Consider the following 17,201-nt stretch of genomic DNA (forward strand, 5'->3'; position numbering starts at 1 on the left):
GTGGACGAGCTTGATTCAGATTATTCATGCAGCCGAATCACCTCCAGCGGCTCTACGAGCTTGGATACGGCACCCTTGTTGAATTGTTCACGGGCATCAGGTGACGCATAGCCGTCATGGTAGTGCATGAGCTGGATTTTAGTCTGGATGGGCAGCGGTAAGGACTTAATATCGTCCAAATGGGTGTGCGATGAGATGGTCACGTTCTGCAGATGGCATTCATAGAAAATAACCTGGACATCATCAGCAATGCGCTCAAGCAGATCGGAATCCATCGTTGCATCACCGCTGTAATAGAATAGTCCAGGTGCATACAATCCACAGCTCAGCATGCCGGGTACATGATTCGTCAGTGTAAGCTCATATGTAACGCCTCCAATGCTGAAGGGCTTCTGTTCCTGCAGCGGAACCAGCTCGAAATAATCTTCCAGGGTGCGTTCACCCTGTACGGTATAACGCATCCCAGGCTCAAGCGAGCGCCAGAGCGGCTCCATTAAATCCTCGTGGATGTAGAGCCTAGGCTTCTGCTTACCAAATACTTGCGCGTAATAACCGAGCTGCTGCAGGCCGTTGATGTGATCATCGTGCAGATGGGTTATAAACACATCCTTGATCTCATCCAGCTTGATTCCCATCTTATACAGCACTTTCGCGTTCGACTCGGGAAAGTCAATAATGAGCCGAGTGTCATTATACAGGAGCATCGCGCTATTGTGGTCTTGTTCGAAGCTGAACATATCTCCCGTCCCCAGAAAAGTAATTTGCATTTGTCCGATACACCTCATTTTCGTTTTTCTCAATTATACCGTTCCCAATATAGAAGAACGTTAAAATTCAGAAAAAGTTGGATCAAATTACACGATACCGCGGATCTCATCCAGGGTGTATACGCCCTCTCGGGTCATCCATTCGGATAGTCCCCTGATCAGCTCAGGACCTGCTTGGTGATTCACAAAGTTCGCTGTCCCGATCTGGACTGCTGCCGCACCAGCCATAATAAATTCAATCATGTCATCAGTGCTCATGATCCCGCCCATTCCGATGACCGGTATACGGACAGCATGAGCGGTCTGATGAACCATACGAAGGGCGATCGGCTTGATGGCAGGACCAGACAATCCGGCATACCCATGCTTAAATACACTCCTCCGCTCACGGATGTTAATCCTCATCGCAGAGATGGTGTTGATCAGAGAAATTGCATCCGCCCCCTCCTGCTCGCACATTTGTGCCATCTCTACCAGATTCTCGGCACCCGGTGAGAGCTTGACGATGAGTGGCAGACGGGTGGCTTCACGTACCGAAGAAATAACGCTTCTCGCGGCTTCTGTGTTGATACCGAAGGCCATTCCACCTTCCTTGACGTTAGGGCAGGAGATGTTCAGCTCGATCATATCGATGGAACCTCTACCCCCGGTTGAGCGCCTGAGTCTCTCTTCATGCGCTTCGATTTGAGCAGCACCAGCTGTATATTCCTGCAGCGATCCTCCCCCCAAATTCACAATGCGGACGGTATCGAGTGTTTGCCAGAAGGGAGATTCCTTCGCCAGAAAAGCATCCATCCCCGGGTTCGCGAGCCCGATACTGTTCATCATGCCAGAAGAGGTCTCTATGATCCGCTCTCCATCATTGCCTGCTCTAGGATGCAAGGTAAGACCCTTGCCAACGAATCCACCCAATTGACTGATATCGTAGATGCCGTTATATTCACGGCCAAATCCGAAGGTTCCGGAGGCCATAATGACTGGATTCTTGAAGTGAACGCCGGCAATACAGCAGGATAGATTCATCATAGGAGAGTTACCTCCTCCGCCCGGAATACAGGACCGTCTGTACAGGTCTGAACTCTGCCGGAGTGATGCTGGATACTGCATGCGAGGCAGGCGCCTACTGCACAGGCCATTTTATTTTCTACCGATATATAGACGTTCGTACGACTACTCTCTGCGGCTTGCTTCATTTGTACCGCCTTCAGCATGCCTGACGGTCCACAGGCGATCACAAGATCGTAGTCTGAGAACACCAGACAGCCGAGGATGCTTCCTCCGACATCAACCTTGACAGAGGAGGCCATCCTGCTGAATTCTTCAACCAGATAGGGTTGCTCACTGAAGCCGAGGTAGAGGTCGGCACTCTTGTATTGCCTGGCAGCATAATAAAAGGGAGCGACTCCAATGCCGCCGCCGACAAGCGCTACTCGTCCAGTCAGCTGGGGAAATCCGTTACCGAAAGGTCCGGTGAGCTGAATTTCTTCCCCTTGCCGCAGACGATACAGCTGCCGAGTACCTTCCCCCACCACCTGGTATAGAAATTGTATAGAATGCTCCTTCACATCAAAAATGCTGATCGCTCTCGGAAGCAGCGGCCCTGCATTCCAAGCGCGCAGCATATAGAATTGTCCTGGTGCTCCGCCGCTTGCGGCTTCCACCTCCAGAAGACCAATGTGATCATTCACTTGTATATTAGAAATAACTCTCGCCACCAGAAGCCCTCCCTGATCCAAATTCTCTATTCAATTCTCCGGTTCATCACAATGCCGAGATGTCAGTCAACAGTCATTTACATTGCATGAACTCACGAAAAATGTCAGTGAGCGTACGCACATGTCCATTCAGCAAACATTTTTGTTAGCGTTCTCATTTTATTGTTGAACTTTCTTGGGAAAGGGTGTAGCTTAGAGTTTGAGATCAGAAATAAACCTGAACGAACCAAAATCAACCTAAAGGGAGTGGGTAAGGAAGATGAAGTCTTTTTTGGATGAACAATTTCTACTTACGAATGATACAGCGATTGAGCTGTACGAGAAGTATGCAAAGGATATGCCGATTATTGATTATCACTGCCACCTGAGTCCCAAGGAGATTTATGAGAATAAAACGTTTCGCAATGTAACCGAAGCCTGGCTGTACGGCGATCATTACAAATGGCGGCTGATGCGGGCAAACGGCGTTGAAGAGAAGTATGTAACAGGAGGCGAGGGAGTCAGCGATTACGATCGGTTCCTCGCTTGGGCAAGAACCGTGCCGATGACGATCGGAAATCCGGTATATGCGTGGTCACACCTGGAGCTGCAGCGTTTCTTCGGTGTATATGAGCTGATTAATGAGAAGAACGCGCCGGTCATCTGGGAGAAAGTAAATGCCAAACTGAACGGTGAAGGCTTTGGTGCTCGCGACTTGATTACGAAATCTAAAGTAACCGTAGTCTGCACGACAGATGATCCTGCGGATACACTGGAATATCATACCGCGATTCGGGATCTGAATGGTTTTGATACCGCGGTGCTGCCTTCATTCCGTCCTGATAAGGGTCTTGAAATTAACCGCGAAGGGTTCGGCGAGTGGCTCTCCCGCTTGGAGCAGACCGCCGGACGTTCGATTACGAGCTACGATACGTTTCTTGAGGTGCTGGAGGCAAGGGTGGATTACTTCCATTCTGTTGGAGGACGTGTGTCCGACCATGCGCTCGATTATGTACCGTATGCGGAAGTAACCCGCGAGGAAGCAGCAGGCATCTTCGCCAAGGTGTTAAATGGCGAGAAGGCTAGTCTGCTGGAGGAGCAGAAGTATAAGACCTACACACTGATCTTCCTCGGCAAGCTGTATGCGGCACGCGGCTGGGCGATGCAATACCATATCAATGCAGCAAGAAACAACAACTCACGTATGCTCGGACTGCTTGGCCCGGATACCGGCTATGATTCCGTGAATGACAGCCCGCTTGCCGGTCCGCTGGTGAAGCTGTTGGATGGACTGGCTAGTGAAGATGCGCTGCCAAGAACGATCCTGTATTCGCTCAATCCTCGAGACAATGAAGTGCTGGCTGCGATCGCTGGCAGCTTCCAGGGTGACGGTATTCCTGGCAAAATCCAGCTCGGTGCGGCATGGTGGTTCAACGATACGAAGGACGGCATGCTCGCTCAGATGAAGGCATTGTCCAACGTCGGTCTGCTCAGCCGGTTTGTCGGCATGCTGACCGATTCAAGAAGCTTCTTGTCCTACACACGGCATGAGTACTTCCGCCGCTTGCTGTGCAATCTGCTTGGAGAATGGGTAGAGAACGGAGAGGCGCCGCATGACCTTGAGCTGCTCGGCCGTATCGTGCAGGGCATATCCTACGAGAATGCACGGACTTATTTTAACTTTGAGAGTGCGTATAGCAAGGTATAGTAGAGTAGTTATTAATGCTGAATCGTAATGAGCTGAGCATGGAATAGATGCAAGGATAACAGTTCTGTGGATGGACGGCTGTGGCTATAGAGTCACGGTCGTCTTTTTTATATGGAATAAAGAGAATGTGAAGGCCCAAGAACAGCCAATATATAAATTATGGATTTGCAAAATTCTGCAAGGTTCCGGTTTGACACTTAGGAGTGCAAAAGCATATAATCTGCATGGATTTATAATTAATTAGGAGACCTAATTAATTCGTTGCACCGCAATTTCGTTATGAATCTTGTTCAAATAAAAAAAGTGGGTGAGGCATTGAAAGAGAAGGATATACTAGCACAGAATCTGCTCTTTGCATTTATGAGATTTAACCGCAGCAATTGGAAGCAGCCTAAGACGGAAGGCCGCAATCCGAGCGAGATTGTGCTGCTGGTTACGTTAATCCGAGGGAAGGAAACGCCTGAGAAGCACGATCCTGCTGTGGTCGGGCGGATGATTACAGAATTTCAAGAGAATGGTCCAACGACCAAGGATCAGCTTGAAGGGCTTAAGATATCCGAGATCAGTGATATTATGCGGGTCAAGGCGCCGACCATTACTCCTGTCATTCAAGGGCTGGAGGAGCAGGGTTTAGTCGAGAGAAGAATGGACGAGACGGATCGCAGAGTGATGCGGATTACCATCACTGAAGCCGGACGAGAGGCAGTCCGCGGCGTTCACCGCGAGCTCATTAGCAATATGAAGGAAATGATTGAATATCTAGGTGAAGAGGATAGTGCTCAATTAGCGAAATTACTGACTCGTGTGTACGAGTATAAGGAACAGAAGCGGATAAGCACTGACCCGCACTGCAAAGATAGATTTTCAACAAAAGGAAGTGATCACACATGATGAAACTGCTGCGGATGCTGAATCCGTATAAGGCGGGTGTAGCGCTCGTCGTTTTTTTACTTCTGCTGCAATCGTTATCTGATTTATTCTTGCCTACATTAATGTCTGATATCGTCAATTTTGGAATACCAGAGGGGGACGTTTCTTACATATGGAGTATTGGCGGTGTAATGCTCATTGTCGCTCTTCTCGGTACAGTATGCTCGATTCTTGTGAGCTTCCTGTCCTCCCAGGTTACTGGCAAATTTGCACGTGATCTTCGCAGCCGATTGTTTAGACATGTAGAGAATTTCTCTCTTCACGAGTTTGACCAGGTGGGAACAGCTTCGCTCATCACCAGAACGACGAATGATATTACTCAGGTTCAGAACGTGCTGCTGATGATGCTGCGGATGATGATCAGTGCACCGCTGATGTTTATAGGTGGTCTTATAATGGCCATATCCCAAGATGCCAAGCTGTCTCTTGTTCTTGTAGTATCGCTTCCGATCCTTGCAGGAGCTATTGCGCTGATTGCCTTCAAGGGGCTGCCGCTCTTTAAGGCCATTCAGAAGAAGCTGGATCGTCTGAATCTCGTTCTGCGCGAGCAGTTGACAGGCATTCGAGTCATCCGTTCATTCAATCGTACCGGGTACGAGAAGGTGCGCTTCACCGAGGCGAATGTTGACCTCACAGATACCGCAATCAAGGTGAACAAGATTATGGCCTTCATGATGCCGGTTATGATGCTGGTGATGAACTTCTCTGTCATCGCTATTATTTGGTTCGGCGGTCTTCGGATCAACACGGGAGAGATCCAGGTGGGGAATATGATGGCGTTTATTCAATATGCCATGCAGATCATGTTCTCTCTGCTGATGGTGTCGATCATCTTCGTCATGCTGCCCCGGGCAGCGGCTTCTGCGGCTCGGATCAATGAAGTGCTGACAATGAAGCCGGAGCTTGCAGATCCTGAAGTGTCCAAGCCGGCTGGTCAGCTGCATGGAACACTTGAATTTGATAATGTGTCGTTCAAATATCCGGGCGCCGAGGAATATGCGCTTAAGGATATCAGCTTCACGGCACAGCCGGGAGAGATTACTGCCATTATCGGTGGAACAGGGTCGGGCAAATCAACACTGCTTGCGTTGATCCCGCGCTTCTATGATGTCACCGAAGGCAGTGTTCGCGTGAATGGCATCGATGTAAAAGATATTTCTCAGCAAGAGCTGCGCTCGAAGATCGGATATGTCCCGCAGAAAGCCGTACTATTCACGGGTACCATCGCAGACAACATCCGTTACGGCAAGGAGGATGCAACCGAGGAGGAGATAAGGCATGCTGCAGAGGTCGCTCAGGCCGCTGAGTTTATCAGCGGGATGGAGGAAGGATATGAGAGCATGATCTCGCAGGGAGGCAGCAATGTATCAGGCGGACAGAAGCAGCGACTGTCTATTGCGAGAGCCTTGGTCCGCAGACCGGAGATCTATGTATTTGATGACAGCTTCTCCGCTCTGGATTACAAGACGGATGCCAAGCTTAGAGCTGCTCTTGTTGACGAAACCGTCAACTCAACGGTGATTATCGTAGCCCAGCGTGTAAGCACGGTAAGAGATGCGGATCGGATTCTTGTTATGGATGAAGGCGTAATCGTAGGCAGTGGAACTCACGACGAGCTGCTCCGAAATAGTGAGGTATACCGAGAAATTGTGTCCTCACAGCTGTCAGAGGAGGAGATTGCATGAGTCGTAAAAATAAAGCTTCGCAGAACCCGTCCAGTACGGCAGGGCCGAAGCATCCAGGGGGCCATCCCGGCCGTGGGCCGGTTGAGAAGGCCAAGGATTTCAAAGGCACGATGAAGAGGCTGGTTCGTTATCTGAAGCCGCAAAACACAATATTGATCGTTGTGTTTATTATGGCTATTCTGAGCACGGTGTTCACGATTGTTTCACCTAAATTAATGGCGGTGGCGACAAATATTTTATCCGAGCCGCTGTTTGATCCGAATGCGGTCATTGATTTTGTAGAGATTGCCAGAATTCTGATGTGGCTTGGTGCCCTGTATCTATTGAGCTCTCTGTTTGCTTATATACAGCAGTATCTCATGGCCGGTGTCTCACAGCGTGTTGTATTTGAGATGCGGGAGCAGATTAACGACAAGCTGTCACGGCTTCCGCTCAAATATTTTGATGGAAGAACACACGGGGAAATCCTCAGCCGGGCTACGAATGATGTAGATAATATCAGCAATACGCTGCAGCAGAGTCTCGCGCAGTTCATTACCTCGTTTGTAACATTGGTCGGTGTCATCATCATGATGCTTACGATCAGTCCATTGTTGACACTGATTACAGTGCTTACGCTGCCGCTCAGCTTAATTGTGGTGGCCATAGTCGCTTCCCGTTCACAGGGATATTTTGTGGGCCAGCAGAAGAGACTCGGCGAGCTGAATGGTCATGTTGAAGAGATGTACACCGGGCATAATGTCATTAAGGCATTTGGACGGGAAGAGCAGTCGATCCGCAATTTTGACAAGATCAATGAGGAGCTCTATGAGACCGGCTGGAAGGCCCAGTTTATTTCGGGTCTGATCATGCCGCTCATGATGTTCATCGGGAATATTGGCTATGTGCTGATCTGTGTGGTTGGGGGAATTCTCGTATCGACACGGTCACTGGATGTCGGAAGTATCCTGGCGTTTATTCAATATTCACGTCAGTTCTCTCAGCCGATCAATCAGCTGGCTAACATTGCGAATGTCATCCAATCCACGGTGGCTTCGGCCGAGCGCGTGTTCGAGCTGCTGGATGAAACAGAAGAAGTGCCTGAACAGGATACAGCCCGTATTTCAAGCAAGGTGCAGGGCGCAGTAACCTTCGAGCATGTAAAATTTGGCTACAGCGAGGACAAGCCGCTCAGCACTGATATGAATGTCGATGTGAAGCCGGGACAGACGGTGGCCATCGTAGGACCGACAGGGGCAGGCAAGACAACACTTATTAACCTGCTCATGCGCTTCTACGAAGTACAAGGCGGCACGATTCGAATTGATGGTGTAGATATTACGGATATGCCGCGAAGCAGACTGCGGAGCATGTTCGGCATGGTGCTGCAGGATACATGGCTGTTCAACGGTACAATCTATGACAACATTGCATACGGCCGTGAGGCGGCTTCGGAGACAGAGGTTCGGCAAGCCGCAGTTGCAGCTAGAGCGGATCATTTTATCCGTACACTGCCAGATGGGTATCAAACGGTTCTTAATGAAGAGGCATCTAATATCTCACAAGGCCAGAAGCAGCTGTTAACGATTGCTCGTGCTATTCTTGCCAATCCTTCCATCCTTATTCTCGATGAAGCGACAAGCTCGGTTGACACCCGGACTGAGACCTTGATTCAGCAGGCGATGAATGAGCTGATGAAGGATCGCACCAGCTTTGTGATTGCCCACAGACTGTCAACGATTCGGGATGCAGACGTCATTCTCGTCATGAACCATGGGGATGTAATTGAAAAAGGAACCCATGAGGAACTGCTTATGGCTAATGGATTCTATGCAGAGCTATATAACAGCCAGTTTACAGAGGTAGGCTGATTAACGTAGATTGCTGTCAGCTTAGAAAATTATGAAATAGATTCATCTAGCAAAAAGACACCGTACTCTCTTGAATGAGCAGGAGCGCTCCTCTCAAGAGGTACGGTGTCTTTTAATTATCATGAACAGCATGATCATGACGGACAGCTTGGATCAGGTCATACTTTAACCGTGTCTACAATAACAGCGTCTGCCGGTATTTCCAGCTCTTTCGCTCTTCTCTGCTCGATCAGCTGTCTGGCGACATTATAGCAATCCTCTACATGCTTATTGCCAACATACCGCATGGCAGAGAAGCTCAGCGCTGCAGATAAAGCGTGACCTGCGATAGGGATAATGCGTGCCGCTTGTTTGGCCGCCATGCGTACGCCAACCTTCTGGAGCAGCTTGATGACCAGTTCCCGTGTGATGAGCTTACCGATTACTGCGCTCCCCATGGACATGACAAGTCCGTATACTGCTGCTTTGGATTCCGCATCCATACCGCTCAGCTGCTTCTCGGACAAGCCGAATTTATCATTAATGGCAGGCAGGAGCTGCATTAGCATGCCTACATCCGCGACAACATCTGTTCCGGGAATCGGTACAAGCGCAGTGCCGCCGGATGCGAAGGCTCTCGTATTTACCATAGAACGGCACTCTTTGCGAATAGCTTCAAGTTCTTCAAGCGTTGCTGGAATCATAGGAACACTCCTCCTCGTGGGTGGACATCATTTTACAGCTTCATTACCCTCTTGAGCGGTATAAGACACGCTAGAATTTAAGAAAAAAATTCCATACCAGACACTAACATCATTGGAACCATCCTGCTGCCGAGAGAGTCTATCAATATAAAAGGGGGATGACTAGGATGCTGATAACGAAAAGAGGGAAGGCAGTGAATCGATCGTTTCTGGCCATCATGCTTGTGCTCGGTTTAAGTGCTTGTGCATCTCAAGCAGATGTGAAGGGAGAGATTCCGCCAAGCCTGTCCACGCTGCCTGCTAAGGTCGAGCAGATAAGTTCGGAGGAGCGTGATCGGCTGGCTGCAGCATTAGACCCGGTGTTGATTCAATCGCAGAATACGCTTGGTATCCAGCTGGTGGAGGAGCTTCGAGCTCAGGACGCTGCGCCTAAGAATGTATTGATCTCGCCCTACAGCATTGCCTCTGCCTTAACGCTTGCTTATACCGGCTCCAATGGTGTAACGGAGCAGGAAATGGCAGAAGTACTTGGGCTTACCGGCTTAAGTATGGAAGAGGTGAATGAGGCCAGCCGGATATATATGCAGCTTCTGAACAGCCCAGGTCAAGGGGTGGAGCTCATGACAGCAAACTCGGTCTGGGTAGATACGGGATACACCTTAAAACCGGCGTTTCTTGAAACGGCAGGAACCAGCTATGGAGCTGAGATCTTGGAAGCTGAGCTGTCTTCCGAGGAAGCCATGAATTCCATCAATACCTGGGTCAGTGAGAGAACAGAAGGTCTGATAGACAAGATGCTGAGCGAGCCTCTGGACAGCGCGGTGCGGGCTTATTTGCTGAATGCCCTATATTTCAAAGGAACCTGGCTGTACACCTTCGATGAGAATCTAACAAAGGAGGAGGCTTTTACAACCGGGGATGGTACGGAGCTGAACATACCGATGATGCACGATACCAATCTGTATGGGTATAAGGAGTCAGAGGACTGGCAGGCCGTTCGTCTGCCATATCGTGATTCAAGCATGAACATGCTGGTGATTCTGCCGGCTGAGGGCAAGAGCTTGGATGACACCATGAAGCAGCTGATACAGCAGCCTGAAGTATTTGCCGCTCCATTCGATGAACATCTGGTTCAGCTCTCCATGCCGAAATACAAGGTCGAATATGAAGCCGGGCTGGTAGACTCGCTTAAGAATATGGGGATGAAATCGGCTTTTGGCCAAGGCGCTGACTTCTCAAGAATGTCAGGTGGGAACTTATTCATTAGTGATGTACAGCATAAAGCCGTGCTTGAAGTGAATGAAAAGGGCTCCGAGGCAGCGGCAGCGACTTCCGTGGCTATGGCAGAATCAGCGGCAATGGTCACAGATACCAAAGTGATGAATATCAATCGGCCCTTCTTTACAGTCATTGAGGATGAGGATACGGGAGCCTGGCTGTTCGTGGGGTCCATAAATGATCCAATGGGTACACAATAAAGCGATCGGTTCATCGTCTGCAGCGCTGAGCTTGTTTTATTTCTTCCTCATTTAGGGTAGATATAGAAGTAAAGACTTGATTTTGGTGGGGAGGAGATAAGCATGGATATTCAAAAAGCACTCCTCATCCATAACGAAGCAGCGGGTTCGGCAATGAGTATGGTCGGCGGAGCGGTGTCTGCGCTGGCCCCTGTTATTCCAGAGCTTGTGGTTATGAAGACTCAGAGAGCAGGAGACGGGGAGAAGATATGCCGAGAGCGGGGCGAAGATGTGGATGCGGTCTTTATTCTGGGTGGAGACGGTACAGTTCATGAATGCATTAACGGGCTGGCACAGCTTCATCGTCCGCCTGTAGTAGGCATATTGCCGGGCGGGACCTGTAATGATTTTGCACGAACGCTCGGTATTCCGATCAATGTGCCTCAGGCGGCGGAGGCTTTGATCCACGGAGACGCGGTAAGCCTGGATCTTGGCATGGCCAATGATCGGGTATTCACGAATTTCTTCGGAGTTGGGATCATAACGGAGACTTCTGAAAATATTGATCCGACCCTCAAAGGATCACTCGGCAAGCTGAGCTATTTCATCAGTACACTGCAGACGATTCGGGCTGCCGAACCTTTTCGTTATCAGCTGAAGACGGAGAGCATACAGATTGAAGATGAGGCTGTGATGATCTATGTATCGAACGGCAGGTCTCTAGGCACCAGCACACTGCCATTTGCCAAGGATTCGCTTACGGATGGACAATTTGATGTACTCATCATACGCCAGGCGGGTATCCCTCTTCTCCGGGAGCTGCTGGCAAGGAAGCCGGAAGGCAGGTGGGAGCCGCATAATGACAGCCTGAAATATTTCAAGGCGAGTCATATTCATCTGCAGACAGAAGGAGAGATGCCGGCAGATACGGATGGAGAAGTCTATCTCTCTGCACCGGCTGAGATAAAGGTGCTGGAGCGCAGACTGAAATTTCTCATGCCAAAGAACGGAGACTCACCATGAGCTCCGTTCTTTATTGCTGCGCAGCACCTTGCAGAAACAATTCGACCAGCACTTGTGCAAGATCTAGCGGGGCGGGGTACTGAATTCTTGTGTCCTCCCGATTGCCGAGCATCAGCATCGCTGTGAAAGCCTGGGCGAGGAGCATGGCATTGCCTTTCTTAAGTACACCTTGTTCCATAGCCTTCTCAAAATGAACAGACATCACTTCATAGATGCGGTATTCTGCATCTCGAATTTCCTTGATCTGCTCCGGGCTTAAGAACGCTTCGGCTTCACGCATAATCGTCTCCATCTCCGCGTGAGGTCTAGCGATCTTGGCCTCGGCAACGCGAAGCAGCCCTTGTTCGAATGTATCAGCTTCTTCAAGGAACTTTGCTGTATGCTTGTACCCATTCGTCAGCATGGTCGTCACAGAAATCTTGAAGAGCTCAGGCTTGCTAGTGAAATGATAGTAGATGGATGCCTTGGTCACATTACATATTTTGGCGATTTGAGCAAGCGATACCGGCTCATAACCGTTCTCCATGAAGAGTATGGAGGCTGTCCTGAGTATCGTCTCCTGAATCGGAACTTGATCATGGGTTTGCTTGGGTCTGCCCGGCGTACGCGGGGTTTGTGTATTTTTCATATGAAACCTCCTGTGAACAGTTTATGACAAGATACGAATTTTATCAAAATTAAACTTGATAATTAACCTTCCGGTATATATAATTGCTTTGATCATATTATTAATGGTTTCCTTATTCAAGTTAAATGAGTCGATGTTATGAATTGAATTCAAAAAAAGCAATATCCAAAAAGGAGAGAACTATAATGCATGAATCCGGCCCGGATTATGGTAAATGGGTTGCAGGAAAGCGAAGCAAATGGATTACGCTCCTCGTATGGATCGTCCTCGCTCTCGTTCTTAACCTGACGCTGCCTGCCGTAGGTGAACGTGAGAATAACAATGCGGAGAACCTTGCCGATGACAAGGCATCCGTACAGGCAGAGCGTCTGGCTGCTCAGGAGTTTCCGAACAATACAGGTGTTCCAGCACTAATCGTGTGGCACCGGGAGGGCGGGCTGCAAGATGAGGATTTAACCAACCTTCAGCAGCTTACCGAAGAACTGACAAGCAAGCCTGTGGCTAATCAGAGCCTGGTTGTCCCGCTGCATGAGCTGCCGCCTCCGGCACTGGATGCCCAACTGTCTGAAGACCGCAGCACGATTATACTTCCGGTGTTCTTTGATGAAGCCGCGGATGCAGCTGCTCTGGAGGAAGGAATCAAACAGCTGGAGGTCAAGGCTGAGGAGTTATACGGTGCGAGTCCTTTTGAAGCCGATATCAATGGTGACGAGCTGAGTGCGCGTGTAACCGGACCCGTCGGTATCTCCATTGATGCTACCGGGTTGTTCGAGGATGCGGATGTATCCCTGCTCATCGCAACCGTATTGTTAGTACTAATCCTTCTGTTACTTATATACCGATCTCCGATCTTGGCAATCATCCCGCTGATCGGGGTTGGCTTTGCCTATATGGTGACCAGTCCCCTGCTCGGGCTACTGGCTGATCAAGGCCTGATCACAGTGGATTCTCAGTCCATTGCCATTATGACCGTGCTTCTGTTCGGGGCAGGTACAGATTACTGTCTGTTTATCATTTCGAAGTTTCGCCAGCTGCTGTGGCATGAATCTGACAAGAAGAAGGCTCTGTTCAAGGCGATTATGACCTCCTCAGGCGCTATCGCCATGAGCGGCTTTACCGTTGTGATTTCCTTGTTTGCTCTGTTGTTAGCCGAGTATGGGGCTTATCAGCGCTTTGCAGTTCCATTCAGCCTGTCGATTCTGATCATGTTTATTGCCAGCCTGACACTGATTCCTGCACTGCTTGCGATTTTTGGCCGGGCCTCCTTCTATCCGTTTGTGCCAAGAACACCTGAGCTCGCTGCAGTGCATGCGAAGAAGAAAGGCAAGCCGGTTCCTGCTCCGCATAAGGAGAAGGAGAGTAAGGTGGGCAAAATCGTTACGACACGTCCATGGACGGTTATCATATCAGCTGTGCTGCTGCTAAGTGTGCTTGCTGCATTCTCACCGCAGGTGAAATTCACCTATGATCTGCTGTCCTCCTTCCCGGAGGATGTGCCTTCACGTGAAGGCTTTACGATCATTGGTGAGCAGTTCTCTGAGGGAGAGCTTGCTCCGGTCAAAGTAATGGTGGACACCAAGGGGGAAGAGGTTGACCTTGGAGAGCGTTTGGCTGGGCTTGAATATGTAGATCTGGTGTCTGAACCGCAGCAAGGGGCTGAGAACAGCCAGATTGCGGGCTATGATGTAGAGCTGTCCATGAATCCGTATTCCATGGAGGCGATGCAGCACATTCCCGATCTGAGAGCAGAGGCAGAAGCCTCACTGGCTGCAGCCGGCGTGGCCAGTCCTGAGGATCACGTATGGATCAGCGGGCAGACAGCTGCACAGTATGACTCCGAGATTACGGGCGAACGGGATTCCAGAGTGATCATTCCGGTTGTTATTGGTCTGATCAGCCTGCTCTTGCTGCTCTATCTGCGCTCCATCGTGGCCACCCTTTATTTAATCGGGACCGTCATTCTGTCTTACTTCTCGGCGCTCGGCCTCGGCTGGCTTATTATTCATTACGGCCTTGGAGCGGACGCCATTCAGGGAGCAATTCCGCTATATGCTTTTGTATTCCTTGTTGCACTCGGAGAGGACTATAATATCTTCATGGTCTCAAGCATTTGGCAGAAGCGCAAGCAGATGCCGCTCAAGCAGGCGATCAAAGAAGGGGTTGGAGAGACCAGCTCTGTTATAACCTCTGCAGGACTTATTCTGGCAGGAACCTTCGCCGTTCTGGCGACACTGCCGATACAGGTACTGGTGCAGTTCGGTATTATTACAGCGCTTGGTGTGATGCTGGATACCTTCATTGTAAGACCGTTCCTAGTTCCTGCAATTACTACCGTGCTGGGAAGATGGGCCTTCTGGCCAGGCAAGCTGAGCCGTAAGGAAGCGGTTCAGACTGCAGATCAACAACAGAAAATGTAAAAAAATATATAATTAGGGGCATGTTAGCAGAAGTATAGAGGCTAACATGCCCTTTTGCATTAGTAAAGAGATAATATCAGCAGAATGGTTGCATTTGCAGCAGGATAAGAATTAAGATGGATGAAGTTTAACCCGATATGAAGCATCAGACTAGACAAGCAGGGGGATTTACAACATGACAAAGAAGGCAAAAGTATATCTTAACCATGACGGCGGTGTTGATGATCTTGTTTCACTATTTATGCTGCTGCAAATGGATAACGTTGAGGTAACCGGTGTATCTGTTATTCCGGCGGACGGCTATTTGGAACCGGCAACAGATGCAAGCCGCAAAATTATAGATCGATTCAGCACCTATCCGGTGGAAGTGGCTAAATCGAATTCACGCGGTAAGAATCCTTTTCCAAGCGACTGGAGAATTCATTCTTACTTCGTTGATGCACTGCCGATTCTGAACGAGTCGGGCATGATGGAAGCTCCGTTGTCGGAGCTGCCTGCACATAAACATATCATTGAGACACTGAACAATACAGAAGAGAAGACCGTGCTCCTCTTCACAGGTCCGCTTACCGATCTGTCACGTGCGCTTGAGGAAGCACCGGAGATTGAAGAGAAGATCCAACGTCTGGTTTGGATGGGCGGTACGTTTGAGAACGGGAATGTTCAGGAGCCGGAGCATGATGGAACAGCGGAATGGAACGTGTACTGGGATCCGGAAGCTGCACATCAAATCTGGCAGACGGGTATTGAGATTGATCTTGTGGCGCTGGAGAGCACGAATAAGGTTCCACTTACCCCTGCTGTACGTAATCTGTGGGCGAAGGACCGCAATTACGAGGGTGTAGACTTCCTGGGTAACTGCTATGCCGGAGTGCCGCCGCTCGTATACAGCGAGACGAACTCTACCTACTATTTGTGGGATGTTTTAACGACAGCAGCTGTGGGTCGGGAAGACCTGGTTACACGAAAAGTGGTTCATTGTTCCGTCATTCCAGACGGTCCGAGCCAAGGACGTACGGTTATTGATCCGAACGGCAAGCCAGTAAATCTGGTATATGATACAGATCCGGATGCCTTCTTTGCCTATCTGGTAGAGCTTGCGAAGAGAGCAGCGCCTAAGCGCTATTAATACCTGCCTTACAAAATAAGAGTGCTGATGTTTCCCGGACCGGGCTGTTCCTGATCCGAAAATCATCAGCGCTTTTTTTTGTACGAGCCTTGTACGAACGGTTTTCACTCTAGGCCCTGTTTTGGTAAAATGAAAGGATGCGTCTTAGGCATGAACAGCAGATTAAGCGCCGAGCTGAGGACGGGAAGTCACCTTCAGGTGTTGACGAGAAAGGATATTCAACGAAAATGAATGATAAGCTAGTTATATGTATTCCAGGTCAGTGGAAGGATCGGGACAGGCTGAAGCGTTCGGTTCAGAAGAAGAGTCGGAGCGAATATGTGCTGGCTGAAGATTTGCTGATGGATACGAAGCACAATCGTGCGTTTGAAGTTCGATTCCAGGAGCATGAGGCCAAGCTGTCAGAGTCCTTCTATTATTCGGAACGAGGCATGATGAACGACAAGGCATTGCACAAATTGGACAAGCATACTCATGTATTACGTCTGATGAGCTATATGGGCGGCTTGGATGCGGTACAAAAAATCGTGCCGGCAGTACAGCTTCTGCTGAAGAGCGGCGGGCTGGCGGTGAAGATTGAGAATTCAGGCAAAGCTTATACTTCCGAGGAATGGGACAAGCTGACCCGTGAAGCCAGAGTCGACCAGCTGCTGCATACCTTTGTCAGCTATCGGCAGAATGAGCAATACTACTATTCCTGCGGGATGCAGATGTTTGGCCTTCCCGAAGCAGCGATCAGCATAGATACCGATCCGGATGCTTCAATGCAGGTCATGTCTCAATTCTTGTATGGCCTGCTGACGCAGACGGAAGAAGAGAGCAGTGCAGGCAAAGAATTCAAGATTTATGGTAGAACGTATGCCAGCCAGTATGAACCCGAATGTTTTAATGAAGAAGAGCCGTATTTGTACAACCCGAGCGGTATGTACGTGCTTACCGAGGTCGGGTAAAGGATCAGGAATACGCCCATATTTATTGAATGTATTATGAAATGGATTCATAAATGAAAACCTTCCATTAGAGGCACACTAGATTTATGGGCACTAATGGGAGGTTTTCTTGTTCTTATCAAGAACCTTATATATGTCGGCATTGATAACAGGAATCTGGCAGCTCCGAATAAAACAAGCAAATGACCCTTGGCAATGTTCGTGTTTTAATAACCTTTTGTGTAAAATATTCCTTATCGCTTGCTTGAATCCGAATGATTATGTATAATCAAACCTGTGA

At 49.3% G+C, this 17,201-nt stretch carries 14 protein-coding genes; 9 read left to right on the forward strand and 5 right to left on the reverse strand.

What is annotated here, in order from left to right; all coding sequences use genetic code 11:
* Window positions 1-20: 20 nt before the first annotated feature.
* The 3 genes from TCA2_RS09130 to TCA2_RS09140 all read right to left on the reverse strand — a co-directional run bounded on the left by TCA2_RS09130 (window position 21) and on the right by TCA2_RS09140 (window position 2,482).
* On the reverse strand, window positions 21-767 hold the full coding sequence (locus TCA2_RS09130) for an MBL fold metallo-hydrolase (RefSeq protein ID WP_047911303.1): 747 nt from the start codon (window positions 765-767) through the stop codon (window positions 21-23).
* Window positions 768-854: 87 nt separating this feature from the next.
* A complete protein-coding gene (locus TCA2_RS09135; RefSeq protein WP_047911304.1) occupies window positions 855-1,793 on the reverse strand; it encodes a dihydroorotate dehydrogenase in 939 nt (312 codons plus the stop codon).
* Window positions 1,790-2,482 (reverse strand): dihydroorotate dehydrogenase electron transfer subunit, encoded by a 693-nt coding sequence (locus TCA2_RS09140; RefSeq protein ID WP_047911305.1) that lies wholly within the window; start codon window positions 2,480-2,482, stop codon window positions 1,790-1,792. Before TCA2_RS09140 ends, TCA2_RS09135 begins: the two co-directional genes overlap by 4 nt.
* A 259-nt stretch (window positions 2,483-2,741) precedes the next feature.
* Here TCA2_RS09140 and uxaC point away from each other — a divergent pair, with 259 nt between their 5' ends.
* The 4 genes from uxaC (at window position 2,742) to TCA2_RS09160 (ending at window position 8,634) form a co-directional block, all read left to right on the forward strand.
* A complete protein-coding gene (uxaC, locus tag TCA2_RS09145) occupies window positions 2,742-4,169 on the forward strand; it encodes a glucuronate isomerase (protein ID WP_047911306.1) in 1,428 nt (475 codons plus the stop codon).
* Between the two features lie 261 nt (window positions 4,170-4,430).
* On the forward strand, window positions 4,431-5,060 hold the full coding sequence (locus TCA2_RS26110) for a MarR family winged helix-turn-helix transcriptional regulator (protein WP_052511851.1): 630 nt from the start codon (window positions 4,431-4,433) through the stop codon (window positions 5,058-5,060).
* Window positions 5,057-6,784 carry an ABC transporter ATP-binding protein gene (locus tag TCA2_RS09155; protein ID WP_047911307.1) on the forward strand — a complete coding sequence of 576 codons (1,728 nt, stop codon included), beginning with the start codon at window positions 5,057-5,059 and terminating at the stop codon, window positions 6,782-6,784. Before TCA2_RS26110 ends, TCA2_RS09155 begins: the two co-directional genes overlap by 4 nt.
* Window positions 6,781-8,634: an ABC transporter ATP-binding protein gene (locus TCA2_RS09160; RefSeq protein ID WP_047911308.1), complete on the forward strand. Its 1,854-nt coding sequence runs from the start codon at window positions 6,781-6,783 to the stop codon at window positions 8,632-8,634. Before TCA2_RS09155 ends, TCA2_RS09160 begins: the two co-directional genes overlap by 4 nt.
* A 158-nt stretch (window positions 8,635-8,792) precedes the next feature.
* Here TCA2_RS09160 and TCA2_RS09165 read toward each other — a convergent pair whose 3' ends face one another.
* Window positions 8,793-9,317, reverse strand: coding sequence for a hypothetical protein (locus TCA2_RS09165; protein ID WP_047911309.1), 525 nt, complete (start codon window positions 9,315-9,317; stop codon window positions 8,793-8,795).
* Between the two features lie 167 nt (window positions 9,318-9,484).
* Between TCA2_RS09165 and TCA2_RS09170 the strand changes: the two genes are divergently transcribed.
* Both TCA2_RS09170 and TCA2_RS09175 read left to right on the forward strand, forming a co-directional pair.
* A complete protein-coding gene (locus tag TCA2_RS09170) occupies window positions 9,485-10,795 on the forward strand; it encodes a serpin family protein (protein ID WP_047911310.1) in 1,311 nt (436 codons plus the stop codon).
* A 102-nt stretch (window positions 10,796-10,897) separates the two neighbouring features.
* Complete coding sequence (locus TCA2_RS09175; protein WP_047911311.1) at window positions 10,898-11,797, forward strand: diacylglycerol kinase family protein; 900 nt, start codon at window positions 10,898-10,900, stop codon at window positions 11,795-11,797.
* A 10-nt stretch (window positions 11,798-11,807) separates the two neighbouring features.
* Here the strand turns inward: TCA2_RS09175 and TCA2_RS09180 are convergent, their stop codons facing one another.
* A complete protein-coding gene (locus TCA2_RS09180) occupies window positions 11,808-12,425 on the reverse strand; it encodes a TetR/AcrR family transcriptional regulator (protein ID WP_047911312.1) in 618 nt (205 codons plus the stop codon).
* Window positions 12,426-12,610: 185 nt separating this feature from the next.
* On the opposite strand from TCA2_RS09180, the gene TCA2_RS09185 reads away from it, so the two are divergent.
* The 3 genes from TCA2_RS09185 to TCA2_RS09195 all read left to right on the forward strand — a co-directional run bounded on the left by TCA2_RS09185 (window position 12,611) and on the right by TCA2_RS09195 (window position 16,921).
* Window positions 12,611-14,842, forward strand: a complete 2,232-nt coding sequence (locus tag TCA2_RS09185; RefSeq protein WP_047911313.1) for an MMPL family transporter — start codon at window positions 12,611-12,613, stop codon at window positions 14,840-14,842.
* A 175-nt stretch (window positions 14,843-15,017) separates the two neighbouring features.
* On the forward strand, window positions 15,018-15,971 hold the full coding sequence (locus TCA2_RS09190; RefSeq protein ID WP_047911314.1) for a nucleoside hydrolase: 954 nt from the start codon (window positions 15,018-15,020) through the stop codon (window positions 15,969-15,971).
* Window positions 15,972-16,198: 227 nt separating this feature from the next.
* Window positions 16,199-16,921: a hypothetical protein gene (locus TCA2_RS09195; RefSeq protein WP_152557687.1), complete on the forward strand. Its 723-nt coding sequence runs from the start codon at window positions 16,199-16,201 to the stop codon at window positions 16,919-16,921.
* Window positions 16,922-17,201: the final 280 nt, after the last annotated feature.

This window comes from Paenibacillus sp. TCA20 (genome assembly GCF_000732325.1).
Classification (GTDB): domain Bacteria; phylum Bacillota; class Bacilli; order Paenibacillales; family Paenibacillaceae; genus Paenibacillus; species Paenibacillus urinalis.

Coding starts and splice junctions, on each gene's coding strand:
- TCA2_RS09130 (WP_047911303.1), bottom strand. CDS start 767: ATGCAAATTACTTTTCTGGGGACGGGAGATATGTTCAGCTTCGAACAA.
- TCA2_RS09135 (WP_047911304.1), bottom strand. CDS start 1,793: ATGATGAATCTATCCTGCTGTATTGCCGGCGTTCACTTCAAGAATCCA.
- uxaC (WP_047911306.1), top strand. CDS start 2,742: ATGAAGTCTTTTTTGGATGAACAATTTCTACTTACGAATGATACAGCG.
- TCA2_RS09155 (WP_047911307.1), top strand. CDS start 5,057: ATGATGAAACTGCTGCGGATGCTGAATCCGTATAAGGCGGGTGTAGCG.
- TCA2_RS09160 (WP_047911308.1), top strand. CDS start 6,781: ATGAGTCGTAAAAATAAAGCTTCGCAGAACCCGTCCAGTACGGCAGGG.
- TCA2_RS09165 (WP_047911309.1), bottom strand. CDS start 9,317: ATGATTCCAGCAACGCTTGAAGAACTTGAAGCTATTCGCAAAGAGTGC.
- TCA2_RS09170 (WP_047911310.1), top strand. CDS start 9,485: ATGCTGATAACGAAAAGAGGGAAGGCAGTGAATCGATCGTTTCTGGCC.
- TCA2_RS09175 (WP_047911311.1), top strand. CDS start 10,898: ATGGATATTCAAAAAGCACTCCTCATCCATAACGAAGCAGCGGGTTCG.
- TCA2_RS09180 (WP_047911312.1), bottom strand. CDS start 12,425: ATGAAAAATACACAAACCCCGCGTACGCCGGGCAGACCCAAGCAAACC.
- TCA2_RS09185 (WP_047911313.1), top strand. CDS start 12,611: ATGCATGAATCCGGCCCGGATTATGGTAAATGGGTTGCAGGAAAGCGA.
- TCA2_RS09190 (WP_047911314.1), top strand. CDS start 15,018: ATGACAAAGAAGGCAAAAGTATATCTTAACCATGACGGCGGTGTTGAT.
- TCA2_RS09195 (WP_152557687.1), top strand. CDS start 16,199: ATGAATGATAAGCTAGTTATATGTATTCCAGGTCAGTGGAAGGATCGG.